The organism is Rufibacter roseus, assembly GCF_001647285.1.
Classification (GTDB): domain Bacteria; phylum Bacteroidota; class Bacteroidia; order Cytophagales; family Hymenobacteraceae; genus Nibribacter; species Nibribacter roseus.
The window spans coordinates 36,419-48,184 of sequence record NZ_LRML01000005.1; the positions used below are offsets into that span (position 1 = coordinate 36,419).

General features: G+C 50.9%; 7 protein-coding genes. 3 read left to right on the forward strand and 4 right to left on the reverse strand.

Annotation, left to right across the window (positions count from 1 at the left end):
• Window positions 1–12: 12 nt before the first annotated feature.
• From prmA to uvrA, 4 genes are all read right to left on the reverse strand, one after another.
• On the reverse strand, window positions 13–849 hold the full coding sequence (gene prmA, locus A8O23_RS08600) for a 50S ribosomal protein L11 methyltransferase (RefSeq protein ID WP_066619659.1): 837 nt from the start codon (window positions 847–849) through the stop codon (window positions 13–15).
• Between the two features lie 307 nt (window positions 850–1,156).
• Window positions 1,157–1,921, reverse strand: coding sequence for a triose-phosphate isomerase (gene tpiA / locus A8O23_RS08605; protein ID WP_066619663.1), 765 nt, complete (start codon window positions 1,919–1,921; stop codon window positions 1,157–1,159).
• Window positions 1,922–2,086: 165 nt separating this feature from the next.
• Complete coding sequence (locus A8O23_RS08610; protein WP_066619666.1) at window positions 2,087–2,758, reverse strand: YiiX family permuted papain-like enzyme; 672 nt, start codon at window positions 2,756–2,758, stop codon at window positions 2,087–2,089.
• Window positions 2,759–3,079: 321 nt separating this feature from the next.
• Window positions 3,080–5,893, reverse strand: a complete 2,814-nt coding sequence (gene uvrA / locus A8O23_RS08615) for an excinuclease ABC subunit UvrA (RefSeq protein WP_066619669.1) — start codon at window positions 5,891–5,893, stop codon at window positions 3,080–3,082.
• Window positions 5,894–6,170: 277 nt separating this feature from the next.
• Between uvrA and A8O23_RS08620 the strand changes: the two genes are divergently transcribed.
• The 3 genes from A8O23_RS08620 (at window position 6,171) to A8O23_RS08630 (ending at window position 11,766) form a co-directional block, all read left to right on the forward strand.
• Window positions 6,171–6,302 carry a 30S ribosomal protein THX gene (locus A8O23_RS08620; RefSeq protein ID WP_066619671.1) on the forward strand — a complete coding sequence of 44 codons (132 nt, stop codon included), beginning with the start codon at window positions 6,171–6,173 and terminating at the stop codon, window positions 6,300–6,302.
• Window positions 6,303–6,494: 192 nt separating this feature from the next.
• Window positions 6,495–6,986, forward strand: a complete 492-nt coding sequence (locus A8O23_RS08625; protein WP_153042128.1) for a hypothetical protein — start codon at window positions 6,495–6,497, stop codon at window positions 6,984–6,986.
• A 415-nt stretch (window positions 6,987–7,401) separates the two neighbouring features.
• Window positions 7,402–11,766 (forward strand): CusA/CzcA family heavy metal efflux RND transporter, encoded by a 4,365-nt coding sequence (locus A8O23_RS08630; RefSeq protein WP_066619676.1) that lies wholly within the window; start codon window positions 7,402–7,404, stop codon window positions 11,764–11,766.

Here is an 11,766-nt window from a genome sequence, read left to right on the forward strand (position 1 = left end):
ATAAGATACCAATTAATGGCCGTTTTTCCTAAAAATGGCTGAAACCCAATTGTTTTTGGTTCGCATTGACTCATAAGTAAGCCCCTGCTCCGCTGCTTTTTCCTGCAGCATTGGAAGATCCTCGGTGTAAAAGCCGCTTAAAACTAAGGGACAGTTGGGGAGAAGAAGTTGGCTGTACACGGGCATGTCTGCTAAAAGAACATTGCGGTTGATGTTGGCCAGAATCAGGTCAAAAGGGGCTTCTCCTTCTAAAACTGAAGCATCGCCTAAGCGAACTTCTAAGGTGGTGCAACCATTGTATTCGGCATTTTCTTTTGCATTTTCCACCGTCCAGTCCTCAATATCAACTGCCAAAACATTCTCAGCACCAAGTTGTTTAGCCATGATAGCCAGAATTCCGGTTCCGCACCCCATGTCCAACACCCGCTTGCCTACGTGGTTGAGCGTCAATTGGTTTTCTATCATGAGCGTGGTTGTCTCATGATGTCCGGTACCAAAAGACATTTTAGGGGTAATAATGATGTCATATTCTACGCCCTCTGGTTTTGGGTGAAAATCTGCCCGTACTGATACCTTCTCTGAAATAAGCAGTGGCTCAAAGTTTTTCTCCCACTCTTCGTTCCAGTTCTGTTTGGCAATGGCTTTTACTTCATAAGGGAAACTGCCAGCAAAGCTGTACCGCTCCAGTAGTTCCTGCACCGCCTCTTCCGCAAAAAGGTCTTCGGTGATGTAGGCCTGAAAACCATTTTCGGTTTCCTGGAAAATATCATACCCCAGCTCACCCAGTTCGGCAATGAGAATGTCTGAATAATCAGGAGAGGCAGTAACGGTTACTTCAATGTAGTTCATGATGGAAAAAAATTGCAGCCATTCTTTTAAGGTTACTGGCTGGTCTAGTTTATTTTAACGAAGTTACGACGGAAGAAGTGTGTATCTGCTTTATTTTCTAAAAACAGAAGCAGGATTTTCAGGTTTGAATGAAGGCAACAGAATTTGGGTTGTCCTTTAACGATAAAATCCAGCAGAAATGATGTTAGTCTTACCTACTGAATGTAAAAAAGCGTTTTAGACCTGTTTTATGAAAACATGCCCAAAACGCTTCTTTAACTATTAATTTTTTCCGACTCAAGACTCGCGACTCAGAACTCGCGACGCATTAAAAGGCCTTTATGATATCAGTGAAGTCTCTCGATTTTAAGGAGGCTCCACCAATGAGGCCGCCGTCTACGTCTGGCTGCGAGAACAATTCTTTAGCGTTGCCTGGGTTAGCGCTGCCGCCGTACAAGATCGTTTTGTTATAGGCTGCCTCAGCGTCAAATATTCTGGAAAGTTCTTCCCTGATGCTGGCGTGCATTTCCTGCGCCTGTTGGCTGCTGGCGGTACGGCCGGTGCCAATGGCCCAGATAGGCTCATAGGCGATCACAATCTGGTCAAACTCCTCGTTGCTTAAATGCGCCACGGTGTCGCGCAGCTGCTCATTCACATATTTAAAATGGTCTTCGGCCTCGCGTACTTCCAAAGGCTCACCGCAGCAGAAAATAGGTTTTATTCCCTGCCCCAAGGCCGCCTTCATTTTCTTTACGAGTAAATCAGCGTCTTCCTGGTGATACTGACGGCGCTCAGAGTGACCTACCAGCACGTACTCCACACCCACTGACTTGAGCATGGCGGCAGATACCTCACCGGTGTAGGCGCCGCTTTCGTGGGCGCTCACATCTTGCGCGGCCAAATGCAGGCGCGGGTTGCCTTGTACTAACTTACCAACTGGCTGTAAAAACGGAAATGGCGGCGTCACAATTACCTCTACATTATCTGCGGTGACCTCGTCTTTCACCATGTTGTCAATCTCGCTTACCAGCGCCAGAGCGTCTTGGTAGGTTTTGTTCATCTTCCAGTTGCCGGCAACAATGTTCTTTCTCATAGTATCTAGGTTTATCAAATAAAACGGCCACCTTTAAAGTAGCTGCGTTTTTAGGTTCTTTTCTGAAAAACAGGCCTAAAACGCGTTGGGTAAAAACTTAACCAATACGTTCAGTGGCCGCTAAGTTAGTGATTTCAGTTTTAAGTCTTTGCAAGACTAAAGCCGTTACTTCTCCATAACTGTCACCAGTAAATCAGAGGCAAACACACTGGCAGGTGAAATTACCTGCTCCTGGTATGGAATGTTGCTGCCGTACCGCTCTTTCATTTTCTGCTGCACCGGTCCAGCGTTTAGGTCAAAGTCTTTGAGTTGTTCCAACTTGCCAATCTCTAAGCCAGTGGCGCGCTGATAGACTTTCCAGATAAGCTCCGAACAGTAAATCTTGTCGTCTGACCATTCAAAGGTTAAGTCATAGTCTTTGCCTTTAAATCCCTCGCCCACAGCCTTCATCTTGGACAATACGGCTGGCGTGAGCACCCCATGGGCATTCTTCAGGCGCTTTACCACAAAATGGCCGCCCTTACCCCGAGCAATCCATTTGGCCAAGGGAGTGACCGATACCGGCTGCACCGCCTCAAATACAAAGTAGTCACCACCGTTTTGGTAGATGATGCCGCAGTGGCTGTACTTAGATTTTGTGGCTAACTGAATGGCTTTGCTTTGGGCGGAGGTAGAGGTGTGGAAGATAAGGTCACCATTCTGCAGTTTGGCAGTGCTTTCAAGATCCATGGCTGCTGCCGGTTCTGCATGGGCAGCAGTGAAGTGTTTCTTGTATAGAAAAACTGCTGAAATAACGAAGAGCAGAAAAATGAGCAGTAGAAGCTTAGACTTTAGCATAACACAAGGTACTGAAATGGCAGTGGAAACAAAAAGCCCTGTGAGCTTTGAACTCACAGGGCTTGTCAACAACACTTTCTGTTTTCGGCCTACTTTTCAGCAAACAAGCCAAATCCAGCTTGCTTTAAATTATGCCGCCACTCGAGATTGTATCCCTTTGAAGGGGGTAGGGGGATAACAAGGACGTTTGAATAACAAAAAGCACGCTTGAAAAGCGAAAAAGAATAATACTCAGGAATGCTTGATCTACACGAGTAATCATCCCCCTCCCCCCTTCAAAGGGAGACGACCAATTATTCCTATTTCATGCAGCTTTACTTGTTACAACTTCGGCTTCAGATATTTGGCGGTATGGTTATCCTCCAACTTCACCAGGTTCTCCGGTGTGCCTTCAAAGAGCAGGTGTCCACCGTTAGTACCGCCTTCTGGACCGAGGTCAATGATCCAGTCAGCGCATTTCACGATGTCCATGTTGTGCTCAATCACCAGCACGGAGTTGCCGTTTTCTACCAGCGCGTTCAGGGCTTTCAGGAGCTTGCTGATGTCATGGAAGTGGAGGCCGGTGCTGGGTTCGTCAAAAATGAACAGGATATTGTCGTTGTGCGGCGTGGCGCCTTTAGTCAGGAACGACGCCAGTTTCACGCGCTGCGCCTCACCACCAGATAAGGTGTTGCTACTTTGGCCCAAGCGGATGTAACCGAGACCCACATCTTGCAACGGCTTCAGCTTCTCCAGAATCTTGGGCTGATCTTTGAAGAAGATCAAGCTGTCATCTATGGTCATGTCCAGCACTTCAGAGATGTTTCGCTCTTTGTACTGCACGTCCAGAATGTCTTGTTTGAATTTCTGACCACCGCAAGCCTCACAGGTCAGGTAGATATCAGCCATGAACTGCATCTCAATCTTCACCTGCCCCTCGCCCTGGCAAACTTCGCAGCGACCGCCCTCTATGTTGAACGAGAAGTGCGATGGTTTAAAACCGCGGGCTTTCGCCAATGCTTGATCAGCGTAGAGCGTCCGGATGGCGTCATAGGCTTTCACGTAGGTCACTGGGTTAGAGCGAGACGATTTCCCGATTGGATTCTGGTCTACGAACTCCACGTGCGCCACTTTATTGATGTCGCCGGAGAGGCGGTCAAACTTACCAGTGGCATCGGCGTGTCCGCCCAAGGCTTTGATGAGCGACGGAGCCAGAATCTTCTTAATCAGTGTAGACTTTCCTGAACCACTCACACCTGTTACTACCGTCATCACGTTCAGCGGAACTTTCACGCTCACGTTTTTCAGGTTGTTCTCGCGGGCACCGTGTACTTCCACGCAGTTCCGCCACGGTCTGCGCTGCGCAGGTACCGGCACCTCCATGCGGCCACTTAAATAACGACCGGTGTAGGTGTCACTCTTCAGTAATTCATTAAAAGTGCCTTGAAATTGCAGGTTTCCACCACCAGACCCTGCTTCAGGGCCGATGTCCAGCACCTGGTCAGCCACTTCCATCATGCCCTCTTCGTGCTCCACCACAATCACGGTGTTACCCATCTGCTGCAGAGAGCGCAGCACGCCAATGAGTTGGTCGGCGTCTTTGGGGTGCAGGCCAATGCTGGGCTCATCCAGAATGTACATGGAACCAACCAGTGCACTACCTAAGGAAGTAGCCAAGTTGATGCGTTGGCTTTCGCCGCCAGAAAGAGTGTTAGAGAGGCGGTTCAGCGTCAGGTAACCTAAACCAACGCGCACCAGATAGCTCAGGCGGTTGGTGATTTCCTTTACCAGACGCTCAGCTACGGCCTGGTCATGCGCGTTCAGCTGTAGATTCTCAAAGAACTCCAGCGCCTTTGTTACAGGCATGAGTACCAAGTCAGTGATGCTTTTCTCGCCCACTTTCACGTAGCTGGCATCTTTGCGCAGCCTGCTGCCTTTGCAGTCGGGGCAGGTGGTGCGACCGCGGTAGCGGCTCAACAACACGCGGTACTGAATCTTATGCGTTTGAGCCTGTACGTGCTTAAAGAAGTCGTTCAATCCTCCGAAGTATTTGTTACCCGTCCAGAGCAGTTCCTGCTGCTCCTCTGTGAGTTCGTTGTAGGGCCGGTGAATAGGGAAGTCAAACCGGATGCCGTTCTTGATTAAAGGCTGCAGCCACTCGTTCTGCTTCTCGGTGCGCCACGGTGCTATGGCTCCCTCGTACACCGTCAGGCTTTTGTCCGGAATAACCAAATCAGGGTCAATACCCAGCACGCTGCCCCAACCCTCACAGGTTTGGCAAGCGCCGTAGGGGTTGTTGAAACTGAAGAAGTTCACGCTGGGCTCCTCAAACACAATACCGTCCAACTCAAAGCGGTTAGAGAAGATATGCCGCTCCTCACCAATCTGTACCTGGCATTCGTCGTGGCCCTCATAGAAAGCGGTCTGCACTGAGTCTGCCAGGCGCATCTGCAGGTTTTCCGCTTCTTCGTCTTTTCTGACGGCGGCGCGGTCAATCAAAATAAATACTTCGCCCTTGGGCTCTGGTTTACCCTCGGCAATGAGTTCCTCAATAAAGAAAGGCTCGCCGTTAAGAATTACCCTTGAGTAGCCTTTCTGCAGCAGCAGGTCCAGTTCTTTGCTCAATTTGCGGTCTTTGGTTTGCTGCAGAGGCGCCAGAATCATCAGGCGAGTGCCGTCTTCTAGACTCATGAGGTAATCTACCACGCTGCTCACTGTGTCTTTCTTCACCTCCTGCCCCGACACCGGCGAAATGGTCTTGCCAATGCGCGCGTACAGCAGCTTCAGGTAATCATAAATTTCGGTGCTGGTGCCTACGGTAGAGCGGTTGTTTCTAATACTTACCTTCTGCTCAATGGCAATGGCCGGACTGATGCCGCGGATGTAGTCTACATCAGGCTTGTCCATCCGGCCCAGGAACTGGCGGGCGTAGGAGCTTAAGCTCTCTACGTACATGCGCTGCCCCTCGGCATAGAGCGTATCAAAAGCCAATGATGATTTTCCGGAGCCGGAAAGGCCGGTCACTACTATGAACTTATTGCGCGGCAGCGCCACGCTCAGGTTCTTTAAATTATGGACGCGGGCCCGTTTGATGATGATATGCTCGCGGGCGTCTAATGCGTCTAGTTCGGTATCTTGAAAAGTATCTTCTATCATAATGAATTGTAGCCTCTCTAGAACAACAACCGCAGCAGAAAAATTCTGTTTTGCCCAGTGTTTACCACAGCGCGAGGCCAAACCGCAAAGGTAGAAATACGCAGCCGGATTAGGAAAGGTAAAAGCAGTTTGCGTTTTGGGGCTGGTTTCTGAAAATCAGGCTGAAAACACTCAGAAATTTGCGCTTATTCCGCAAACCTTGTAACTTTCTCTCCTTCCTTCTCGGAAAAGATAATTCGTCAATTGATGTTTCACTTACAAATTAATCAGTACCACTATGGGAAAAGGAGATTCAAAAAGCAGAAGAGGTAAAATCAGCAAAGGGTCGTTCGGCAACAGCCGTCCGCGCAAAGCAAAAAACGAAGCCACCAAAGCAGCTAAAGTAGCAGTGAATAAAGCCACCGCGTAATCACTTTCTTTGGTAAACCAGTGCGCACCAGATCTATTCCGGTGGGGCGCACTGGTTTATAGGTCTTTGATATGGATAAAATGCGGTTGATGTTCTTGTGCTTAACGTTAGCACCAGCGCTCTACGCACTGCCAGACAGCCAATTTCCTGATTGGCGTTGCTGCCTTAGCAAAGGCTAGGGGCCCAGACACTGTGATGTATTTTGAGCAGGCGGTACTACTGGAGCAGAATTTTCTACCTTTCCCATTTTCGTTCATTCCCTCATTAAATTCTTATCTTTGCCGCAAAACCTCCCTTATCTTGAAAGTCAGAGTTATCTTTTTTGCGGTTTATCTGTTCTTGGGCTCTTTGCTGCCCAACTCTGATCTGCATGAGCTTTCTAAAATCACAGATTTGCTGCAGCATTACCAGACGCACGTAGCCTTGAACGGACAGCTGAGCTTTGCGGAGTTCCTGCACATGCACTACCAAGGCGTGGAAAACACTCCTTCTGAGAACCACGACCGGCTCCCACTCAAGCAGATGGGCAACTCCGCCTATGACTATTTTGTAGCCATGCCGCTGCTGCAACCTCCTTTCAGAATAAAAGAGGCCATGGAGCCACAGCAATTCACCCCGCTCACCCAACAACGCGTACCAGATGCCTTTACCGGCAGCATCTGGCAGCCTCCTCAATTCGCATAAGCACACAATTCTTTGTTGGCATTAAGCAGTCTGGCTAATTTCAAAAGCTGGGACTTCTCCCTTATGTCATTCTGATAGAACCTTGTGGGCGAACTTGGTTAGCGTTGCAGGAACGTTGCTACCGTGCGCAACCAAGATCCTTTCAGGATGATAAGAAAGGTCCGGTTCATGCAGTCCTACAGGCAAAGCGTAAAATGCGCTTTTGACCTATTTCCTGAAAAAGAGGTCAAAAATAGCAAACGCCAGCTCAAATGACCTCGTAGCGTCCGGAGAACCTGCGAGCGTCCTCGCCAACCACCTATCCAACACCCAAACCAATTCCCCCAGAAACCTTAGCCGCAGCGCTGCGGCTTCTCTTGACTTGCTACTTTTCTCTCAATAACAGAGAAAAGGCAGCTTCACTCTTTTCAACAACATGTTACAGAAGATAATAGCATTTTCCATTAAGAACAAGCTGGTGATAGGCTTGCTCACGGTGGCTTTGGTGGCGTGGGGCGTGTACAACGTGCAGCGCCTGCCCATTGATGCCGTGCCCGATATTACCAACAATCAGGTGCAGGTGATTACGGTGTCGCCGGCACTGGGGGCGCAGGATGTGGAGCGGTTTATTTCGTTCCCCGTGGAATTGGCGGTGGCCAGCGTGCCCGGCATTACAGAGATTAGGTCATTCTCCCGTTTTGGCCTCTCGCTGGTAACGGTGGTGTTTGACGAAGACCGCGATATTTACTGGGCCAGACAGCAGATTACCGAGAAGCTGAAAGAAGCCGAAGAGCAGATTCCGGAGGGCATGGGGACACCTACCCTGGCTCCGGTTTCCACGGGCTTAGGCGAGATTTACCAGTATGAGCTGCACCCCGCCCCCGGCTTTGAAGAACAATACAACGCCACGGAACTCCGTACCATTCAGGACTGGATTGTACGGCGGCAACTGCTGGGCACGGCGGGTGTAGCCGAAGTCAGCAGCTTTGGCGGAAACCTGAAACAGTACGAGGTAGCCATCAGCCCTGAGAAACTCCGCAGCTTCGACCTGACCATTTCAGAGGTGTACACTGCGCTGGAGCAGAACAACGCCAACGCGGGCGGCGCCTACATAGAAAAAGACCCCAATGCCTATTTTATCCGCACCGAGGGGCTGGTAAAAACCAAACAAGACATCGGTCAGATTGTGGTCACCACTACCGAAAGCGGCACTCCGGTGCTGGTTCGGGATTTGGCCGATGTTTGCGAAGGCTCCGCCATCCGCTACGGGGCTATGGTGAACGAAAACGGAGAGGTAGCCGGAGGAATTGTGATGATGCTTAAAGGCGAGAATTCCTCCGAAGTCATTAATAGAGTAAAAGATAAGATTGCCGAAATCAGGAAAACCTTACCTGAAGGCGTGGTGCTGGAGCCGTTTCTGGACCGCTCTAAATTGGTGGACCGCGCCATTAACACCGTTGAGAAAAATTTGGCCGAGGGCGCGTTGATTGTGGTGTTCGTGCTGGTGTTGCTACTGGGCAACCTGCGGGCGGGGCTGCTGGTGGCATCTGTTATTCCGCTGGCCATGCTGTTTGCTATTTCGTTCATGAACGTGTTCGGCGTGTCGGGCAACCTCATGAGCTTGGGCGCACTGGACTTCGGGCTGATTGTAGACGGGGCCGTGATTATTGTGGAGGCCGTAATTCACCGCATTCAGGTTAGTAATTACGCAGAGTCCGGTATTTATAAACTCAGCCGTGAGCAGATGGACGATGAGGTGCAGAACTCGGCGGGCAAAATGATGGGCTTCGCCTCGTTCGGGCAGATTATCATTTTAATTGTGTACCTGCCCATTCTGGCGCTGGTGGGCATTGAGGGCAAGATGTTCAAGCCCATGGCCCAAACGGTGTCCTTTGCCATTCTGGGCGCGTTCCTGCTGTCGCTCACCTACGTGCCCATGATGGCTTCTTTGGTGCTAAGCCGCAAGACCGTCCACAAAGATAACATCTCTGACAAAATCATGAACGCCATTAACCGAGCCTATCAGCCGCTGCTCAACTTCGCACTTAAAGCTAAGGTGCTGGTGCTGACAGTAGCAGTGGGATTGTTCGCGCTGAGTTTGCTGCTCTTCACCCAAATGGGCGGTGAATTTATTCCTTCCCTCACTGAAGGCGACTTTGCCATTGAAACCCGCGTGCTCACCGGCAGCTCCTTGAATGAAACTATTGAAGTAGTGCAAAAGGCTTCTAAAGTGCTGAAAGAGAATTTTCCGGAGGTAGAGAAAGTGGTGACTAAAATCGGCTCCGCCGAAATACCCACCGAGCCTAACCCCGTGGAACTAGGCGATATGATTGTGGTGCTGAAAGACCAGAACGAGTGGACCAGCGCCAACAACCGTATTGATTTGGCCAATAAAGTTTCTGAGGTGCTGCATGAGAACCTACCCATGGCCACCTTTGGCGTGCAGCAGCCTATTCAGATGCGTTTTAATGAGCTCATGACCGGCGCGCGCCAAGACGTGGTGCTCAAAATCTACGGCGAAGACGTGGCCCAACTGGTGCAGTATGCCGAGAAAGTGGGTCGCCTGATTCAGCCAATAAAAGGTGCGCAAGATTTGTACATTGAGGAAATGAGTGGATTGCCGCAAGTGGTGGTGGAATATAACCGCGCTCAGATGGCCCGCTACGGTTTAAATGTGCAGGACGTAAACCGCACTGTCACTGCCGCTTTTGCCGGACTGTCGGCGGGTCAGGTGTACGAGGGCGAGCGGCGCTTTGACCTGGTGGTGCGCCTGAACAAACAGAACCGGCAAGACCTTTCAGATGTGCAGCAGCTGTACGTGAGCAACGCCGCCGGCCTCCAGATTCCGCTGAAGCATGTAGCCCAGGTGCAGATGAAAGAAGGCCCTAACCAAATTCAGCGCGATGGCACCCGCCGTCGCATCACCATTGGCTTTAACGTGCGGAACCGCGATGTGCAGAGCATTGTAGACGAGATTCAGCAGAAAATTGAAGGCCAAATAAAGCTACCGCCCGGTTACACCATTACCTACGGCGGTGAATTCCAGAACCTGCTGGAGGCTAAGGAGCGGCTGAGTGTAGCGGTCCCGCTGGCACTGGCGCTCATTTTCATCTTGTTGTTCTTCGCCTTTAAATCTATTAAACAATCGGTGCTCATTTTCACGGCTATTCCACTATCGGCCATTGGCGGTGTGTTTGCCCTGCTCCTGCGCGACATGCCCTTCAGTATTTCCGCGGGCGTGGGCTTTATTGCGCTCTTCGGCGTGGCCGTGCTCAATGGCATTGTGATGATAGGCTATTTCAACCAATTGAAAGCCAGCGGCATGACCAATCTGGAACAAATAATACGCGAGGGAACAGCGGCTCGGTTGCGCCCCATCATCATGACGGCCACGGTGGCCTCGCTCGGCTTCTTGCCCATGGCCTTGTCTAACTCAGCGGGCGCCGAAGTGCAGAAACCTTTGGCCACGGTGGTAATAGGCGGATTGATTTCTGCCACGCTTCTTACGCTGGTGGTGCTGCCTGTTATCTATTACTACTCAGAAAAAGGCCTGGGCAGCTTACGGAAATCTGCTATGATCTGGCTACTGCCGTTCTTTTTTATGTTGCCGATGAGCAGCCAAGCGCAAACGCCGCAGCAGCTATCTTTAGAGCAAGTTCTGGAGCTGGCCAAGCAGCACAACCAGCAATTGAAAAGCGCTGCATTACAGGTAGAGGTACGGGAGGCGCTGCAGAAAACGGCTGTGGATGTTCCTAAAACAGAGCTGACCTACGCCCAAGGCTACCTGAACAGCCCCGTCACGGATGACCGCATTGGCGTGAGCCAAACCATTCCGTTTCCTACGGTGTGGTCAGCGCAGAAGAAGCTGTTGCAGGAGCAGAAGAACCTGAGCCAGCAGAGACTGAGCCTGGAGCAGCACGAGTTGGCGTTGCAGGTAAAACAAGCCTACGGGCGGCTGGCGTTCTTGCACGGCACCCAGCAACTGCTGCAACAGCAAGACAGCATTTATAAAGTACTAGAACATGCCGCTGAAGTACGTTTTAGAACAGGAGAAACTGGGCTACTGGAAAAAACCACCGCCACCACGCAACGGCTCGAGCTTTCTGACCGGCTCCGGCAAAACCAGGCAGCTCTGGTTATTGCCCAGACCCAGCTGAACGCCCTCATTCAAGCTCCGCAGCCGTTGCTTATCATTCCTGAGCCGCTGCAGCAAGCGCAAATATCCTCTGAAACCGATGTGCTTGCCAATCATCCGCTCCTGAGCGTGTACCAGCAGCAAATTACCGTGGCCGACCGTGAGCGGCAGGTTGAGAAAAGTAAACTGGCTCCAGACATCACCCTCGGGTACTTCAACCAAAGTCTGGTAGGCACATATGAGATTAACGGACAGGTGGAAACCGCACCAGATCGGAGTCATCGGTTCCAAGGCGTGGAGGCCGGAGTGGCCATCCCGCTTTTCAGGGGCGCACAAAACAGCCGGGCCAAAGCCGCAGAATTAAACAGACAGGCTGCCGAAGCTACCCTACAGAACCAGCAGTACCTGTTGCAGAGCCAGTGGAACGCGGCCTATCAAGAACACCAGCGCCTGCGCCAGAGCCTGCAGTTTTACCAAGAGCAAGTGCTGGTGAACGCCCGCCTTGCCCTCACCCAAGCCGACAAAGCGTATCGCGCCGGCGAGGTAAGCTACCTGAGCTACCTGCAAGCCGCCGACCAACAACTGCGCATCCGCCAAAACTACCTGCAACTGCTGCTGGACTATGAACAAAACGTGTATCAACTCCAATATTTAGGAGGAAATTAA

Bases quoted from the DNA above. Each gene is read 5' to 3' on its own strand.
- prmA (WP_066619659.1), bottom strand. From the start codon at position 849: ATGAACTACATTGAAGTAACCGTTACTGCCTCTCCTGATTATTCAGAC.
- tpiA (WP_066619663.1), bottom strand. From the start codon at position 1,921: ATGAGAAAGAACATTGTTGCCGGCAACTGGAAGATGAACAAAACCTAC.
- A8O23_RS08610 (WP_066619666.1), bottom strand. From the start codon at position 2,758: ATGCTAAAGTCTAAGCTTCTACTGCTCATTTTTCTGCTCTTCGTTATT.
- uvrA (WP_066619669.1), bottom strand. From the start codon at position 5,893: ATGATAGAAGATACTTTTCAAGATACCGAACTAGACGCATTAGACGCC.
- A8O23_RS08620 (WP_066619671.1), top strand. From the start codon at position 6,171: ATGGGAAAAGGAGATTCAAAAAGCAGAAGAGGTAAAATCAGCAAAGGG.
- A8O23_RS08630 (WP_066619676.1), top strand. From the start codon at position 7,402: ATGTTACAGAAGATAATAGCATTTTCCATTAAGAACAAGCTGGTGATA.